The organism is Sedimenticola thiotaurini, assembly GCF_001007875.1.
In the GTDB taxonomy this organism is placed as follows: Bacteria; Pseudomonadota; Gammaproteobacteria; order Chromatiales; family Chromatiaceae; genus Sedimenticola; species Sedimenticola thiotaurini.
The window spans coordinates 1,785,906-1,802,664 of the sequence record NZ_CP011412.1; the positions used below are offsets into that span (position 1 = coordinate 1,785,906).

Sequence of the window (16,759 nt, forward strand, 5' to 3'; positions counted from 1 at the left end):
CCTCACTGTTGTTAAATTAAGAAATCCGCGCCCGACAAGTGGGATCAGGGGCGGACTATTGACCCGCTTGTGCGGGTCGTCGAACAATCACCGAACAGCCTGGCTCAGCCGTGCGGGATCTGTAAACGGGGGATTATGCGGGGTTTTGGTGTGGCAATCAAATGCCGGCACCTTATTCCGTCATTAAGGGACTGAATCGGTCGGTCAGATCATGCGCTTGGGCGCCACCCGTCCATCATCCAGAATTTCACCAACGCCCATAAAGTTGTCCTGGTCATCATAGATGCGTACCCGACCTTGGGTGGGCGCCCGGGGCACAATGACCGGCTGACCTTGACGCAGGTAGAAAGCGGTGTCGCCATTAAGGCGTACGTCGGGCCAATCCATGATGGCGCTGTCCACTGGCAACAGCAGCGCATCCAGGGCATCCCTACCCTGTTCGGCGGTCGCTTGCAGGGTCGCCAGATCCAGCATACCTTCCCCGGAGAAGGGGCCGACCTGGGTGCGTCGCAACCCGATCACATGGCCACCACAACCGAGCAATTCACCGATATCTTCAGCCAATGTACGGATATAGGTACCCTTGCTGCAGTGGACCTCCAGTTCAAATTCCGGCAGATCACAGGTGAGCAGACGGATCTCATGGATGGTCACCCGGCGTGGTTTGCGCTCCACCTCGACCCCGTCCCGGGCCAATTTATAGAGTCGCTCACCCTGGTGCTTGAGCGCCGAATACATGGGTGGGATCTGCTCGATCTCACCGACGAACTGTTGCAGCGCCCGATTCAACTGTTCAGGCGTGATGGCTTCGGTGGATCGGGTCTGCAGCACTTCCCCTTCGGAGTCTGCCGTGCTGGTGGTTTCACCCAGCTTGACCCGAACCCGATAACGCTTATCCGCATCCAGCAGGAAGGCAGATACCTTGGTGGCACCACCAAAACAGATTGGCAACAGCCCGGTGGCCAGTGGATCAAGGCTGCCGGTATGGCCCGCCTTGCTGGCGAAATAGAGATTCTTAACCTGTTGCAGCGCCTTATTGGAGCTTGCCCCCAGCGGCTTGTCGAACAACAGAATACCTTGGACGTTACGTCCCCGTTGACGTCTGCGTCCCATCAGTCGTTGTGCTCATCACGGTCCGGATGATCCGATTTAACCGCCTGCTCAATCAGGGCGGAGAGCCGGCTGCCCCGCTCAATCGATTCATCGTGCACGAAATGCAGTTCCGGCACAGTACGCATACGGATGCGCTGCCCCAGTTCATGACGCAGACCGGGAGCCGCCTGTTTCAACGCCCGGGTGACTCCGTGCTGGTCCAGTTCCCCACCCAGGAAGGTGAAATAAACCTTGGCGTGGGAGAAATCCCGCACCACATCCACCGCCTGGATGGTGATCATGCCGGTTTTGCGACTGTCCAGGGTGACCCGCACCAGCTCCGCCAGTTCGCGCTGGATCTGCGCAGCCACCCGATCGGTTCTTTTAAATTCACGTGCCATTGACTGATCAGTTCACAATCAGAGCTGGCGGGCGATTTCAGTGCGTTCGAACACTTCGATCTGGTCACCCGGCTTGACATCATTGTAGTTCTTCACGCCGATACCGCATTCGGTGCCTGCCTTCACTTCCATCACATCATCCTTGAGACGGCGCAATGATTCGAGCACCCCTTCATAGATCACCACGTTGTCACGCAGCACACGGATCGGGTTGTTGCGCTTGACCATGCCCTCGACAACCATACAGCCGGCAATGGCCCCGAGCTTGGAGGAGCGGAACACATCCCGCACCTCGGCGAGACCGATAATCTCTTCCCGCACTTCGGGAGAGAGCAGACCGGAGAGCGCCTTTTTCACATCATCAATCACCTCGTAGATGATGCTGTAGTAGCGGATATCCAGGCCACGATCCTCTGCGGCGCGGCGGGCGGCCGCATCGGCACGCACATTGAAACCGATCACGAAGGCATCCGAAGTGGCGGCCAGGTTGATATCGGTCTCGTTGATACCGCCCACCGCGGAGGCGACCACCTTGACCTTTACTTCATCGGTGGAGAGTTTCAGCAGGGATTCCCGCAGCGCTTCCACACTACCCTGTACATCCGCCTTGATAATCAGGTTGATAACGCCCACGTCACCTTCGGTCATCTTGGAGAAGAACTCGTCCAGCTTGGCCGCTTTCTGAGCCGCCAGCCGGTTGTCACGATTGGTCTCCTGACGAACCGATGCCAGTTCACGGGCTTTACGCTCGTCGGCTACCGCAATCACCTCGTCACCGGCATTGGGCACGCCGGAGAGTCCCAGCACCTCAACCGGGATCGAAGGACCGGCCGAGTCAATCGGCTGACGGTTCTCATCCAACAGCGCCCGCACACGGCCGAACTCCTGGCCGCACACCAGCATGTCACCCTTCTTGAGATTACCGGACTGCACCAGGATAGTAGCCACCGGACCGCGTCCTTTGTCCAGACTGGACTCGACCACGATTCCCCGGGCCGGACCCTCTTTCACGGCGGTCAGTTCCAGCACTTCCGCCTGCAGCAGAATGGCATCCAGCAGGGCGTCAATACCGGCACCGGTTTTGGCAGAGACCTCGATGAACTGAGTATCACCACCCCAGTCCTCCGGTATCACCTCGTGTTGGCTTAACTCCTGCTTGACCCGATCCGGGTTGGCTTCCGGCTTATCCATCTTGTTGACGGCGATGATCAGCGGCACACCGGCGGCCTTGGAGTGCTGAATCGCCTCAATGGTCTGGGGTTTGACGCCATCATCGGCCGCCACCACCAGCACCACGATATCCGTTACCTGGGCACCGCGGGCACGCATGGCGGAGAATGCAGCATGCCCCGGGGTATCGAGAAACGAAACCATGCCGTGATCCGTCTCCACGTGGTAGGCACCGATGTGCTGGGTAATACCACCCGCCTCGCCCGCCGCCACGCGGGTGCTACGGATGTAGTCCAGCAACGAGGTTTTACCATGATCGACGTGGCCCATGATGGTCACAACCGGGGCGCGATGTACCAGTTCGCCCTGAACCTCATCCAGCGAGCTCATCACCTGGGCTTCGATGCTGTCATCCTGCTTGGTGACCGGCACATGCCCCAGCTCTTCTACCACCAGGGTTGCCGTGTCGTGATCCAGGGGCTGGTTGATAGTAACCATCATACCCATCTTCATCAGCTCCTTGATCACGGCCGCTGCCTTGATGGACATCTGTGAGGCCAATTCAGCAGCGGTAATGGTATCCGGCACCACCACTTCACGAACCACCGGGGCTGTCGGTTTGACAAACCCGTGCTGTGAATCGCCCTGAGAGGCTCCGGTTTTGCCGCGCCCAGCCTTGCCTTTCCGACGGCCCCGCTTATCCGCAGAGACATGGAGCTTTTTACGGCTGTCGCCATCATCGCTGGCTTTACGACCGCGCCCGGCGCTGGCACGGGTCTCTTTTTTCTGGCTGGCCCGCTTGGCGGGCCGCTCTTCAGCGACAGCAGCTACTGCCGGTGCAGCTTCAGTCTCCACCACAGCAGGCGCTTCTTCTTTCGGTGTGGATTTGACCGCAGTCGGAGATTCTTCAGATTCCGGTTTTTTCAGCCCCTGTTCCTGCTGTTGACGGGCTTCCTGCTCAGCCCGGCGCTGTTTCTCTTCTTCTTCCCGCAGCCGCGCCTCTTCAGCCAGCCGCTTGTTCTCTTCTTCTCTGACCTTTTCCAGTTCCGCCAGTCTCATCGCCTCTTCGGCTTCACGGCGAGCCTGATCCTCAGCAGCGATCTGTTCGCGCTTCCGGGCCTGCTCCTCGAGCGCCTTACGGGCCTCCTCGGCGTCCTGCAGTGTCTTCTCGTTCTCGCTGGCTGAACCCCGTTTGACGTAGGTGCGCTTGCGACGCACTTCGACGCTCACGGTCTTGCCGGCACCCCGTACCGCACCCCGGCCACCCGGACCGCGTCCACCGGCCGCCGGTTGTTGCAATTCACTGACCGTTTTACGCTTCAGGGTGATTTTCCGGGGACCACCGGAGGCAGATTCACCATCTTTCTTGCCGTGACTTTCCCGCAAATACCCTAACAGCTGCGCTTTTTCTGACACGCTGATCGGGTCATCAGCGCTGTTCTTGTTTACTCCAGCTTCTTTCAGCTGGGTTAGCAGGCGCTCTTCTGCAATTCCAACATCTTTTGCGAGCTGCCTTACCGTTACATCACTCATAGGGTAGTACCTCCGGCAACCTTAGCTCTGCTGCTCGTCCGCGAACCAGGGAGCCCGTGCAGTCATAATCAACTGCGCCGCCTTCTCCTCGTTCATACCATCAATTTCCATCAACTCATCAACCGATTGTTCTGCCAGGTCTTCCATGGTGATGATTCCCCGGCTGGCCATTTCATAGGCCAGGTCCGAATCCATCCCATCCATACTGAGCAGATCTTCCGCCGGGCCTTCGCCCATCGCCTCTTCTTTGGCGATCGCCTGGGTTAACAGGATCTCTTTCGCTCGACCGCGCAGCGCTTCGACAATCTCGTTATCGAACTCCTCGATCTCCAGCATTTCGCTGATCGGTACATAGGCCACTTCGTCGAGGGTGGTGAATCCTTCCTGTACCAGGATCATTGCCACCTCTTCATCAACGTCGAGCTGCTTCATGAAGTTGTCCACAAACTCACGCACCTCGGCCTCGCTCTGGGCCTCGGCATCGGACTCGTTCATGACGTTCAGTTCCCAACCGGTCAGTTCACTGGCCAGCCGTACATTCTGGCCGCCGCGTCCAATCGCCTGAGAGAGATTATCCTCACTGACCGCGACAGTCATGCTGTGGGAATCCTCGTCCACCACGATCGACGCGACATCAGCCGGCGACATGGCGTTAATCACGAACTGGGCCGGATTGTCATTCCACAGGATGATATCCACCCGTTCGCCATTCAGCTCATTGGATATCGCCTGTACCCGGGAACCCCGCATACCGACACAGGCACCCACCGGATCAATCCGCTGATCGTTGGTCTTGACGGCAATTTTAGCGCGCAAACCCGGATCACGGGCAGCACCCTTGATCTCGATCAGACCTTCACCAACCTCCGGCACCTCCAGCTTAAACAGCTCGATCAGCAGTTCCGGGCAGCTGCGGCTGACAAACAGCTGAGGCCCACGCTGTTCTGAGCGCACGTCATAGAGATAGCCCCTGACCCGATCACCAGTGCGAACCGGCTCACGGGGTATCATCTGGTCACGCAGGACGATCGCTTCCGCATTGCCACCCAGATCCAGGGTGACGTTGCCCCGGTCGACCCGCTTGACGATGCCGGTCACCAGCTCTCCGATACGCTCCTGGTAAGCCTCTACCACTTTCGCCCGTTCCGCCTCGCGTACTTTCTGTACAATCACCTGCTTGGCGGTCTGCGCTGCGATACGGCCAAATGCGATCGACTCCATCGGTTCCTCGATGAACTCGCCGACCTGAATGTCCGGATGGGTTTTGCGCGCCTCTTCCAGAAGAATCTCTTTCTCCGGGTTCAGCTCTTCTCCCTCTTCCACTGCATCGATAACTTCCCAACGGCGGAAGCTGGAGTAGTCACCGGTGACCCGATCCACTTCAACGCGCACACCGATGTCGCCCCCGTGTTTTTTTCGGGTAGCAGAAGCGAGCGCATACTCGATCGCCTCAAAAATGATCTGTTTCTCAATGTCCTTTTCGTTGGACACCACATCAACGACCAGCAGAATCTCTTTATTCATCTGTCTCAACCCAATCAAAATTCAGGCACTAATCGCGCTCTATCAATCAAATCCAGTGGCAGGGCGGTCACTTCACCGTCCATGGCCACCAGGACCTCACCATCCTGCACGCCCTTTAAAACGCCTTCGAAACGGCGTCTGTCATGCAATTTCGTTCGCAACCGGACGTTGATCTTCTGGCCGGCAAATCGCACGAAATCCTTTTCAAAAAACAGGGGCCTGTCCAGACCCGGCGACGACACTTCCAAACTGTAGTTTTCCTTGATCGGATCTTCTACGTCCAGTACACCGCTAACCTGATGGCTGACCGTGGCGCAATCATCCACACTGATCCCGTTTTCGTGATCTATATAGATGCGCAGCAGCGACCCGCCCTTTCCCTGGCTCAGGTACTCCACGCCCACCAGCTCGTACCCCAGAGGCTCTACCGCCCCCCGGACAATTTCAATCAAGCTTTCAGATGCGCCCGCCATGTTCATCAACAAAAATCAGAAATAAAAAAAGGGCCATTGGCCCAAGTACACAGGTAGCCGACCTTTTGGCCGGCGATACCAATAAAAAAACCCCAAACGGGGCCCTTCTAAAAAGCAGTGAATTTAAATACTACCACTGCAAGCCACCACCGTGGCTACCGAATCCGGCCCATTATACCTGTGAGTAACTCTCCATGCAATCGGCACTACGGTACCCATCAACAGGCCAGGCTCCGGACCAGACCATCCCTGGTCGCCCGGAGGCCGGCAACTCCTCAGGCAAAGTGTGAGCGGGTCCGATTGGCCAGCGCCACTAATGAAAGCATCACCGGCACCTCCACCAGCACACCCACAACAGTCGCCAGCGCAGCGCCGGAATGCAGGCCAAACAGACTGATCGCCACCGCAACGGCCAGCTCGAAGAAATTGGAGGTTCCGATCAGGGCAGCCGGCGCTGCAATACGGAAAGGGACTCGCCACAGATAACCCCACCCATAAGCTATCATAAACACGCCGTAGCTCTGAATCAGCAATGGCACCGCAATAAGCAGTATAATCAATGGCTTATCCAGGATTGTCTGGGCCTGAAAGCCAAACAACAACACAACCGTCGCCAATAGCCCGATCACGGAGAAAGGCTTTATCCTGCCGGTAAATGCCGCTATGCGCTCCTCGTTGCCGCCGCCATCCAGGGACTTGCGGGTCACATACCCGGCCACAAGGGGTATCACCACATAGAGCACAACTGACAGCAGCAGGGTCTCCCAGGGCACGATAATATCCGTTACCCCAAGCAACAGCGCGGCTATTGGCGCGAAAGCAAAGACCATTATGAGATCGTTGAGGGATACCTGCACCAGGGTGTAGTTGGCATCACCACGTACCAGTTGACTCCACACAAAAACCATTGCTGTACAGGGCGCAACGCCGAGCAGAATCATTCCGGCGATATACTCTTTCGCCACTTGCGGTTCAACAAGCCCGGCAAAGAGATGTTCAAAAAACAGAATACCCAGAGCCGCCATAGTGAAAGGCTTGATCAACCAGTTCACCACCAGCGTTATGCACAACCCTTTGGGCTTTTTCCCCACATCCTTGATAGAAGAAAAATCCACGTTGACCATCATCGGGTAGATCATCACCCAGATGAACAGCGCCACCACCAGGTTAACGCTGGCATATTCAATGGACGCCAACAGTTGAAACATGCCCGGAAACAGAGCACCCAAGATAACACCCGCGACGATACAGAGGGCGACCCAAAGCGATAGTAAGCGTTCAAAAATTCCCATGGGTGACGAGGATTCAGTACTCATTGCAACTTTTCTCTACCAATTTATTCCTATTACCGGAGCAGCTTGAAAAACTGCCCGTACCCGAAGCAGGCGCAGCTTTCCAGAATTACCCGCCGCAACAACTGCTTGCACTATCCGAAGGAGCACAACAATTTGCTTGGGCGTTCACATCCGGGACGCAGCAAACCGCTTCACCGCTGGCTTGCGCGTCTGAAAAGTAACGCGTGTCCTCCATGGTCTGGTACGCCTCCCAGGCGATTCCGGCTGGATCGGTCACCCAGGATTTATCGGAACGGGCATAACAGCAGACCACTTCGCCTTCATCGAAAAGTGACATATCTGCACTTTTCATGCGTTCGCGTAACTCACCCAGTTCATTCTGCTCTTCAACCTGCACACCCAGATGATCGAGCCCCGGTTTGACCCGGGTAGAGATGGCAAAATTAATGGACGGATCATCCAGTAACCATTTTGCGTAGTCACTCTCTATTTTTACTGGTTCCGTACCAAACAGCGTGTTGTAGAACCGGATACCTTCGTCGAGATTATCGACTCCAAGATGTATATGCATACGTTTCATAATTGAACTCTTCAGTTTGCTTATGGCTCACAACAGAAGTCAGCCAACTCAATGACGGAACAGCCTTTGCGCTTATCCTGGCGGATACTGGCAAAGTCACCACTGCAACAATCCTTGATCAGGAAACCAATCAGGTCACGCATCGCATCGTAATTGGCAAAATAGATCACGGAACGCCCTTCCTTCCGGGAAGAGATAAGTCCGGCGTTGGACAGGTGTTTCAGGTGGAATGACATGGTGTTATGGGGTGTACCCAACTGCTCACTAACCGCTCCAGCCGGCATCCCCTCCACCCCGGCACGAACCAGCAGGCGAAATGCCCGCAGCCGGGTCTCCTGGGAGAGTGCGTCGAACATGGTAATAGCATTTTGTATGTCCATATGTCCAGAATATTCGACATATAAAAACCTGTCAATGGCTGTAGAAATATTTTCTTCAGGGGCGCAGGCCACCGGGAAGGTGGTTACCATGCTACGGATAAGCATACGGCTGGCGCGAGAGAGCTACTCTAAGCTTCGAGAAAAGTTGCACTAAGGCGCCTGTCGAACCTGACTGTTTGGATGTCGTAGGTTCGAATGCTCTTCTTGCAAAAAATGAAAAAGGGCCGCACTTTAGCGACCCTTTTCCTGGTTTGGTAGCGGGGGCAGGATGAGCTCGCTGCGCTCGTACTGCGCGCCTGGCGGCGCTTGTCGAACCTGACTGTTTGGATGTCGTAGGTTCGAATGCTCTTCTTTCAAAAAATGAAAAAGGGCCGCACTTTAGCGACCCTTTTCCTGGTTTGGTAGCGGGGGCAGGATGAGCTCGCTGCGCTCGTACTGCGCGCCTGGCGGCGCTTGTCGAACCTGACTGTTTGGATGTCGTAGGTTCGAATGCTCTTCTTTCAAAAAATGAAAAAGGGCCGCACTTTGGCGACCCTTTTCCTGGTTTGGTAGCGGGGGCAGGATTCGAACCTACGACCTTCGGGTTATGAGCCCGACGAGCTGCCAGACTGCTCCACCCCGCATCTGGAGGGCAGATAATACGCACATAAAAACGCTTTGGCAACCCCTGTTCAGACATTTAACAGGAATAATCAATAACCACGACAATTCACAGATTACGCTCCTGTTTTGTATATCGAAAAAAGCCCTGTCCTAATGACAGGGCTTTTTTAGCTCAGAAACAAACTGAAGCTTTTAACAGGGCTTATCCGAACGCTGCAGCGCAAAGCGATAGCAAACCGGCGGGAAACATTCCCAAGACCAACATGGAGAGCCCATTCACCGATAGTGCAATCTGGGTGTCCATACCAGCGATCAGGGGCGTCTCATCCACCGGCTTGTCGAAATACATCAGCTTGACGATACGCAGGTAGTAGAAAGCACCAATAATGGAGAAGAACACACCCACCAGGGCAAGCCAGGTCATATCCACACTGATGACCGCTTCCAGCACCACCATCTTGGCAAAGAAGCCGACAGTAGGCGGCACGCCAGCCATGGAGAACATCACCAGCAGCATCATGCCGGCAAACCAGGGACTGCGCTCGTTGAGACCCTTGTAGTCATCCAGATTCTCCGCCTCGAAACCCCGCCGGCTGAGTAGCATGACAATTCCGAAGGCACCCAGGGCCATGATCGCATAGACGATAGTGTAGAACATGGCGGCCGTGTAACCGGTACTCGTGCCAGCCAGTATACCCAGCAGAATGAAACCCACATGGGAGATGGTTGAATAGGCCAACATGCGTTTGATATTCCCCTGGGCAATGGCAATAACATTACCCACACCCATAGAGAGAATCGACAATATCACCAGCATATATTGCCAATCGCCATGTAGCCCACCCAGGCCATCCACCAGCATCCGTATCGCCAGCGCGAATGCGGCAATCTTGGGCGCACTACCAAGCAAGGTCACTACGGCGGTGGGCGCCCCTTCATACACATCGGGAACCCACATATGGAACGGCACTGCACCAAACTTGAAGGCCATACCGATCACTACAAACACCAGCCCGAAGACCAGTACAATCTTGTTCACATCCGGATTGGTCAAGCCGGCACTGATCGCCTGGAACTCGATAGATCCGGTTGAACCATAGATCATGGAGATACCATAGAGCAGCATGCCGGAAGCCAGCGCACCCAGTACAAAATATTTCATCGCGGCCTCTGCACCACCGGTAGAATCCCGGTTAAAGGCGACGAGCGCGTAGAAACTGAGCGCCAGCAATTCCACACCCAGATAGACCGTCAGGAAGCTGTTGGCCGAGATCATCACCATCATGCCCAGGATGGCGAACAGGCCCAGCACATAGTACTCACCTTTGAACAGATCCCGGTCCCGCAGATAATCCTTGGAGTAGAGGAAGGCACCGGCACTGATGATGAAAATGGCTATCTTGAGGATATCCGCCATACCATCCCGCACAACACTGCCGTCGAACACAATGCGTGTTTCGTCAGGGGATGTCATCAGGGTGACAATAATCGCCAGCAGCAGACTGATCAGGGTCATGCCGTAACTGATTACCCGTTGCTCCTCTTTCAGAAACAGATCCACCACCAGGATCAAACAGGCCGCTGACAAGATAAAGATCTCCGGTAGTACCGGTATCAGGCTGGATGTATCAAATTGCATCGAATCTCACCAATTCCTTGAATGGGGCCGGTTAGGGTATTTTTGTTACCGCAATATGTTTCAGAAGGTTGGCGACGGATGCATCCATCACCTCGACCAGAGGCGCAGGCCAGAGACCGAGAGCCAACACGGCGATTGCCAGTGAGCCGAGCACCAGAAACTCGCGCCCACTGATATCCTTCAGTGCAGCGACCTTGTCACTGACCACAGGACCAAACACCACCCGTTTAATCATCCACAGGGTGTAGGCGGCACCGGTAATCAAGGTGGTCGCGGCCAGGAAAGCGAACCAGAAGTCGGCACGGAAGCTGGCCAGGATAACCATAAATTCACCCACGAACCCCGAGGTGCCGGGAAGTCCGGCATTCGACATGGCGAAGAACACCATGAAACCGGCAAAGATGGGCATGCTGTGGACCACGCCACCGTAATCGGCTATCTGGCGACTGTGCAGACGGTCATACAACACGCCGACACAGAGGAACATCGCAGCCGATACAAAACCGTGCGACACCATCTGTACCATGCCGCCTTCCATACCCAACAAGGCACCACCATTGGCGTTGCCGTTCTGGGCAATCATGAACACGATGAAGAAGCCCAGGGTCACAAAACCCATGTGAGCGATGGATGAATAGGCGATCAGCTTCTTCATATCCTGCTGCACCAGTGCAACGAAACTGATGTAGACGATAGCGATCAGGGAGATAGTAATGATCAGCCAATCCAAGTGCTGACTCGCGTCCGGTGTAATCGGCAGACTGAAACGCAGGAAGCCGTAGCCACCGATCTTCAGCATGATTGCTGCCAGAATAACCGAACCGCCAGTCGGTGCCTCCACGTGCGCATCCGGCAACCAGGTATGCACCGGCCACATCGGCACTTTAACGGCAAACGCCATCAGGAAGGCAATAAAGATCAGAATCTGCACATTCAGATCCATTTTCAGATCGTGGAATGCGAGGATATCGAAACTGCCCGCCTGGAAATACATGTAGATCAGGGCGACCAACATGAAGACCGATCCAAAGAAGGTGTAGATGAAGAACTTGATGGTGGCATAAACCCGGTTTGGCCCACCCCAGACACCAATAATCAGGAACATCGGTATCAACATCGCTTCCCAGAATACGTAGAACAGCATGGCATCCAGGGCCGAGAAGACACCGATCATGACACCTTCCATGATCAGGAACGCCGCCATGTAGTGGGAGGGTTTGTACTGAATCACCTCCCAACCGGCGATTATCACCAGAATTGTGATAAAGGTCGTAAGGATGATCAACGGCATGGAGATACCGTCCACCCCAAGGTAGTACTCGATATTGAACAGTTCAATCCAGCTCGCGCGCTCAACAAACTGCATACTTGCTGTAGACGGGTCAAAAGACGAGTAGAGCGGCAGACTCACAAGGAATGTGAGGATCGCAATGGTCAGGGCCGTCCAGCGCGTGGCGTTGGCTGCCTTGTCTCCACTTGCGAGAACCAGTAAGCCACCAACGATGGGTAACCAGATGGTCAAACTGAGGATGGGCCAGTCTGCTAACATGCGATGCGTCCTACCTTTTTTTAAGCGATCACGAACCAGGTCAGCAGAACCAGCAGACCCAGAATCATGGCAATTGCGTAATGGAAGAGATAACCGGTCTGGATGTTACGCACCCAACCAGCGAACAGGCCAACGGAGCGGGCGGACCCGTTAACAATCAGCCCATCAATCAAACGACGGTCACCCAGGTTCCAGAACAGCTTCCCGAGACCCCGACTGCCCCCGGCGAATATCGCCTGATAAGCCTCGTCAAAGCCATATTTCTTGTCCAGTATCTGGTAAATACCCACACTCTCGAAGCGCTTCTTCCAGGCGCTGGCCAGGGACGGCTTCACCATGTAGAAGACGAATGCCACGGCTACACCTGAAGCCGCCAGCAGGGTGGGCAGGCCAAAGATGCCATGAGTGAAGAAGGCCCAGGTACCATGGAACTCGATCTGCCCCAGCGTGTTGTGCTCTGGCAATACAAAGATCACATCCTTGAACCAGTCACCAAACACCATCTCCCTGACGGTAAACATACCGATAAACAGCGATGGGATGGCCAGCAGTATGAGTGGAATGGTGACCACTTTAGGCGACTCCCGCAGGTGTTCCCTGGCATGCTCATCCCGCGGACCGTTGCCGTGGAATACCAGGAAGTACATACGGAAGCTGTAGAGCGCGGTAATGAACACACCAGCCACTACGGCGAAGTAGGCATAGCCAGAACCGGCGATAGTGGAGTGATGTACCGCTTCGATAATGGCATCCTTGGAGAAGAACCCGGACGACCCCGGCAGACCGATCAGCGCCAGCGAACCGATCAGTGCCGTGATCCAGGTGATCTTCATGTATTTGCGGACACCGCCCATGTTACGGATATCCTGATCATGGTGCATGCCGATGATGACCGAACCAGCGGCCAGGAACAGCAGCGCCTTGAAGAAGGCGTGGGTCATCAGATGGAAAACCCCCGCCGCGTAGGCTGAAACACCCAGCGCCACCATCATGTAGCCGAGCTGGGACAGGGTGGAGTAAGCCACCACCCGTTTAATGTCGTTCTGCACCACACCGATCAAACCGGTAAACAGTGCGGTGGTGGCACCAATAACCAGCACAAAGGTCAACGCCGTCTCGGACAGTTCATACAGAGGCGACATACGCGCAACCATGAAGATACCGGCGGTTACCATGGTGGCGGCGTGGATCAATGCGGAGATCGGCGTCGGACCTTCCATTGAATCCGGCAACCAGACGTGCAGCGGCACCTGGGCCGATTTACCCATGGCACCGATAAACAGGCAGATACAGATCACCGTCATCAACGACCAGGCGGTATCACCAAACAGGCTGATCTGGGTATCCGCCAGCTGCGGAGCGGCCTTGAACACCTCGGTGTAATCCAGGCTGTTGGTGTACATGGCTATCGCTGCAATACCCAGCAGGAAACCGAAATCACCGACCCGGTTGACCAGGAACGCCTTAAGATTGGCGAATACCGCGGTCTCCCGCACCGACCAGAAACCGATCAACAGATAGGAGACCAGGCCCACTGCTTCCCAGCCGAAGAACAGCTGCAGGAAATTATTCGACATCACCAGCATGAGCATGGAGAAGGTAAACAGGGAAATGTAACTGAAGAAGCGCTGGTAGCTGTTGATACCGGCCAGGCTCTCATTGGGCCAGTTCTCTTCATCATGGGCCATGTAGCCAATGGTGTAGATATGTACACAGAAGGAGACGAAGGTAACCACCACCATCATCATGGCAGTCAGCTGATCCACCAGGAAACCGATCTCCATGCGAATACCTTCGCTGACCATCCAGGTGTAGAGGCTTTCGTTATAAACCCCGGTGGTACCGTTAATAAACTGGAGCAATACATAAACAGACAACAACATGGACAGCCCGACACCGCCACTGGTTATCCAGTGCGCGCCGGCACGACCGATACGCGAGCCCATTAAGCCGGCGATGATTGCGCCAATCAGGGGCGCCAGCACGATAAGGAGGTAGATCTTGTCCATGCTTAACCCTTGAGAGTATCCAGATCTTCAACGTTAATGGAGTGCCGATTACGGAACAGCACCACGAGAATCGCCAGGCCAATAGCCGCTTCAGCGGCGGCCACAGTCAGGATGAAAAAGACAAACACCTGACCGGCGGTGTCACCAAGAAAATGGGAGAAAGCTATAAAGTTGATATTCACAGCCAACAACATCAGCTCCACACACATCAACAGGATGATGACATTCTTCCTGTTCAGGAAAATACCCGTCACACTGAGTGAAAACAGTATGGCGCCGAGTATGAGATAGTCGGAAAGTGCAATCATGTCGGCTCCCATCAATCCTCTGCATCCATTTTCAATACCCGCACGCGATCTTCCTTCTTCACACGAACCTGTAATGAGGGGTTCTGATACTTGGTATCCGGGCGCCGGCGCATGGTCAGCCCGATGGCGGCAATAATGCCCACCAGCAGTATGACTGCCGCTATTTCGAACGGATACATATAGACGGTGTAGAGCACACTACCCAACTCTTCGGTATTGTTGTAACTGGCTGCATGGGCGGCTGGAGCGGGCATTTTGTCCAGGCCGAAGTTGCCCGGCCCCACCACCAGGAATATCTCCACCGCCATCACCACAGCCACCAGCAGACCGACCGGCATATGGCGAATGAAACCAGCTCGCAATGTGGCGACATCAATATCCAGCATCATCACCACGAACAGGAACAACACCATGACGGCACCGACATAGACAAGAATCAGGACGATCGCCAGGAATTCCGCTTCAGCCAGCAGCCAGATACCGGCGCTGGAAAAAAACGCCAGCACCAGGAACAGTGCCGAATGCACAGGATTGCGCCGGGTAACAACCATGGTGGCAGCAAACACAAGGGTGGCTGCAAACAGATAAAAGACAAACTTCTCGAATGTCATGGGTTATTCCAATTTCAGTTTTTAAAAACCACTATTACCGGTACTTACCGTCTGCACGAATGCAGTCGGCCAGGGCGGATTCATGTTTATCACCAACAGCCAGCAGCTTTTCCTTGGTCATGACCGCATCCTGGCGATTTTCAAAGTGGTACTCGTAGATCGGTGTTTCCACAATTGCATCCACCGGGCATGCTTCCTGGCAGTAGCCGCAGAAGATGCACTTGAACAGATCGATATCATAACGGGATGTCCGTCGTGACCCATCCGGTTGTGGTGGTGACACTTCGATGGTGATGGCCACTGCCGGACAAGTCGCCTCACACAGCTTGCAGGCAATACAGCGCTCCTCTCCGTTCTCATACCGCCGCAGGGCGTGTAACCCCCGGAAGCGCGGAGAGATCGGGGCCTTCTCTTCAGGGTATTGAACCGTGAATTTTTTTCTGAATAGATATCGCCCGGTCACCCCCAAACCCTTGAGGAGTTCCAGCATGGCCAGACTTTTGATGTAATCGCGTAGCATTTTCATCGTTCATCCAACCTCAGCTAAACCAAGCGAACTGGTAAACAACCATTAACCCGACAACCAGGATCCAGACGATGGTGATGGGTATGAACACCTTCCAGCCCAAACGCATGATCTGATCATAGCGATAACGCGGGAACGTGGCACGGAACCAGAGGAAGAAGAAGCCGACAAACAGGGCTTTCAGGAACAGCCAGTGGATACCATCACCAAGCAGGAATACACCGTCTACCCAACTGGCTGGCAGCGGCGACAACCAGCCGCCCAGGAACAGCAGCGTGGTCAGGGCCGATATCAGAATCATATTGGCATATTCACCGAGGAAGAATACGGCGAACGGCATGCCTGAGTACTCCACGTGGAAGCCCGCTACGATCTCGGACTCACCCTCGGCCACGTCAAACGGTGCACGGTTGGTCTCCGCAACACCGGAGATGAAATAGATCAGAAACAGGGGAAACAGCGGCAACCAGAACCAGCCCAGAATACCCGCTTCGCTCTGCTGAGCCCGCACAATTTCGCCCAGGTTGAGACTACCGGCGGCAACCAGCACACCCACCAGGGCAAACCCCATGGCGATCTCGTAGGCGACGATCTGTGCGGCGGAACGCATTGAACCCAGGAAGGCGTACTTGGAATTGGACGCCCAGCCGGCAATGATCACGCCGTAAACACCGATCGAGGTCAGTGCCAGGATATAAAGCAATCCGGCATTCAGATCCGCCAGCACCAGAGTATCGGTAAAGGGAAACACTGCCCAGGCCGCCAGTGCCGGCCCCAACGTCAACAAGGGTGCGATCAAAAACAGGACCTTGTTGGCCTTGGTCGGGATCACGATCTCCTTGAACATCAGTTTGACGGCGTCGGCAATCGGCTGCAGCCAGCCCTTGGGGCCTACCCGATTGGGTCCGATACGGACCTGCATATAACCGATGAGCTTACGCTCAGCATAGGTAAAGTAGGCCACGCAGAGCATCAGCGGCGCGATGATTACCACGATTTTAATCAGGATCTGAACCACGATCAGGTTTTGACCGAGCCATTCCCAGAGAGTTATCAATGAATCCAT

15 protein-coding genes and 1 tRNA gene are annotated in these 16,759 nt (G+C 55.1%); all 16 read right to left on the reverse strand.

Features of this window, described 5'->3' with window-relative positions; all coding sequences use genetic code 11:
• Nucleotides 1-204: 204 nt before the first annotated feature.
• Nucleotides 205-1,113, reverse strand: coding sequence for a tRNA pseudouridine(55) synthase TruB (gene truB, locus AAY24_RS08165; RefSeq protein WP_046859262.1), 909 nt, complete (start codon nt 1,111-1,113; stop codon nt 205-207).
• Complete coding sequence (gene rbfA, locus AAY24_RS08170) at nt 1,113-1,493, reverse strand: 30S ribosome-binding factor RbfA (protein ID WP_046859263.1); 381 nt, start codon at nt 1,491-1,493, stop codon at nt 1,113-1,115. The genes truB and rbfA overlap by 1 nt, the downstream gene beginning before the upstream one ends.
• An 18-nt stretch (nt 1,494-1,511) precedes the next feature.
• Nucleotides 1,512-4,196 carry a translation initiation factor IF-2 gene (infB, locus tag AAY24_RS08175; RefSeq protein WP_046859264.1) on the reverse strand — a complete coding sequence of 895 codons (2,685 nt, stop codon included), beginning with the start codon at nt 4,194-4,196 and terminating at the stop codon, nt 1,512-1,514.
• 21 nt (nt 4,197-4,217) lie between these two features.
• Nucleotides 4,218-5,720, reverse strand: coding sequence for a transcription termination factor NusA (nusA, locus tag AAY24_RS08180; protein ID WP_046859265.1), 1,503 nt, complete (start codon nt 5,718-5,720; stop codon nt 4,218-4,220).
• A 14-nt stretch (nt 5,721-5,734) separates the two neighbouring features.
• A complete protein-coding gene (gene rimP, locus AAY24_RS08185; protein ID WP_335337227.1) occupies nt 5,735-6,199 on the reverse strand; it encodes a ribosome maturation factor RimP in 465 nt (154 codons plus the stop codon).
• Between the two features lie 269 nt (nt 6,200-6,468).
• Nucleotides 6,469-7,509 (reverse strand): ACR3 family arsenite efflux transporter, encoded by a 1,041-nt coding sequence (gene arsB / locus AAY24_RS08190; protein WP_046859266.1) that lies wholly within the window; start codon nt 7,507-7,509, stop codon nt 6,469-6,471.
• An 85-nt stretch (nt 7,510-7,594) separates the two neighbouring features.
• Nucleotides 7,595-8,068 (reverse strand): ArsI/CadI family heavy metal resistance metalloenzyme, encoded by a 474-nt coding sequence (locus AAY24_RS08195; RefSeq protein WP_046859267.1) that lies wholly within the window; start codon nt 8,066-8,068, stop codon nt 7,595-7,597.
• 20 nt (nt 8,069-8,088) lie between these two features.
• Nucleotides 8,089-8,448 carry an ArsR/SmtB family transcription factor gene (locus tag AAY24_RS08200; RefSeq protein WP_046859268.1) on the reverse strand — a complete coding sequence of 120 codons (360 nt, stop codon included), beginning with the start codon at nt 8,446-8,448 and terminating at the stop codon, nt 8,089-8,091.
• A 546-nt stretch (nt 8,449-8,994) separates the two neighbouring features.
• Nucleotides 8,995-9,071: transfer RNA gene (locus AAY24_RS08205), tRNA-Met, on the reverse strand.
• Nucleotides 9,072-9,253: 182 nt separating this feature from the next.
• Nucleotides 9,254-10,690 (reverse strand): NADH-quinone oxidoreductase subunit NuoN, encoded by a 1,437-nt coding sequence (nuoN, locus tag AAY24_RS08210; RefSeq protein ID WP_046859269.1) that lies wholly within the window; start codon nt 10,688-10,690, stop codon nt 9,254-9,256.
• A gap of 31 nt (nt 10,691-10,721) precedes the next feature.
• The gene (locus AAY24_RS08215) at nt 10,722-12,239 is read right to left on the reverse strand and encodes an NADH-quinone oxidoreductase subunit M (RefSeq protein ID WP_046859270.1); all 1,518 of its coding nucleotides are present in this window, start codon (nt 12,237-12,239) and stop codon (nt 10,722-10,724) included.
• A 20-nt stretch (nt 12,240-12,259) separates the two neighbouring features.
• The gene (gene nuoL / locus AAY24_RS08220; RefSeq protein WP_046859271.1) at nt 12,260-14,248 is read right to left on the reverse strand and encodes an NADH-quinone oxidoreductase subunit L; all 1,989 of its coding nucleotides are present in this window, start codon (nt 14,246-14,248) and stop codon (nt 12,260-12,262) included.
• A gap of 2 nt (nt 14,249-14,250) precedes the next feature.
• Nucleotides 14,251-14,556, reverse strand: a complete 306-nt coding sequence (gene nuoK / locus AAY24_RS08225; protein ID WP_046861137.1) for an NADH-quinone oxidoreductase subunit NuoK — start codon at nt 14,554-14,556, stop codon at nt 14,251-14,253.
• An 11-nt stretch (nt 14,557-14,567) separates the two neighbouring features.
• On the reverse strand, nt 14,568-15,167 hold the full coding sequence (locus AAY24_RS08230) for an NADH-quinone oxidoreductase subunit J (protein WP_046859272.1): 600 nt from the start codon (nt 15,165-15,167) through the stop codon (nt 14,568-14,570).
• 34 nt (nt 15,168-15,201) lie between these two features.
• Nucleotides 15,202-15,693 (reverse strand): NADH-quinone oxidoreductase subunit NuoI, encoded by a 492-nt coding sequence (nuoI, locus tag AAY24_RS08235; RefSeq protein ID WP_046859273.1) that lies wholly within the window; start codon nt 15,691-15,693, stop codon nt 15,202-15,204.
• Between the two features lie 13 nt (nt 15,694-15,706).
• On the reverse strand, nt 15,707-16,759 hold the full coding sequence (gene nuoH / locus AAY24_RS08240) for an NADH-quinone oxidoreductase subunit NuoH (protein ID WP_199930533.1): 1,053 nt from the start codon (nt 16,757-16,759) through the stop codon (nt 15,707-15,709).

Coding starts and splice junctions, on each gene's coding strand:
- truB (WP_046859262.1), bottom strand. CDS start 1,113: ATGGGACGCAGACGTCAACGGGGACGTAACGTCCAAGGTATTCTGTTG.
- rbfA (WP_046859263.1), bottom strand. CDS start 1,493: ATGGCACGTGAATTTAAAAGAACCGATCGGGTGGCTGCGCAGATCCAG.
- infB (WP_046859264.1), bottom strand. CDS start 4,196: ATGAGTGATGTAACGGTAAGGCAGCTCGCAAAAGATGTTGGAATTGCA.
- nusA (WP_046859265.1), bottom strand. CDS start 5,720: ATGAATAAAGAGATTCTGCTGGTCGTTGATGTGGTGTCCAACGAAAAG.
- rimP (WP_335337227.1), bottom strand. CDS start 6,199: ATGAACATGGCGGGCGCATCTGAAAGCTTGATTGAAATTGTCCGGGGG.
- arsB (WP_046859266.1), bottom strand. CDS start 7,509: ATGAGTACTGAATCCTCGTCACCCATGGGAATTTTTGAACGCTTACTA.
- AAY24_RS08195 (WP_046859267.1), bottom strand. CDS start 8,068: ATGAAACGTATGCATATACATCTTGGAGTCGATAATCTCGACGAAGGT.
- AAY24_RS08200 (WP_046859268.1), bottom strand. CDS start 8,448: ATGGACATACAAAATGCTATTACCATGTTCGACGCACTCTCCCAGGAG.
- nuoN (WP_046859269.1), bottom strand. CDS start 10,690: ATGCAATTTGATACATCCAGCCTGATACCGGTACTACCGGAGATCTTT.
- AAY24_RS08215 (WP_046859270.1), bottom strand. CDS start 12,239: ATGTTAGCAGACTGGCCCATCCTCAGTTTGACCATCTGGTTACCCATC.
- nuoL (WP_046859271.1), bottom strand. CDS start 14,248: ATGGACAAGATCTACCTCCTTATCGTGCTGGCGCCCCTGATTGGCGCA.
- nuoK (WP_046861137.1), bottom strand. CDS start 14,556: ATGATTGCACTTTCCGACTATCTCATACTCGGCGCCATACTGTTTTCA.
- AAY24_RS08230 (WP_046859272.1), bottom strand. CDS start 15,167: ATGACATTCGAGAAGTTTGTCTTTTATCTGTTTGCAGCCACCCTTGTG.
- nuoI (WP_046859273.1), bottom strand. CDS start 15,693: ATGAAAATGCTACGCGATTACATCAAAAGTCTGGCCATGCTGGAACTC.
- nuoH (WP_199930533.1), bottom strand. CDS start 16,759: ATGGATTCATTGATAACTCTCTGGGAATGGCTCGGTCAAAACCTGATC.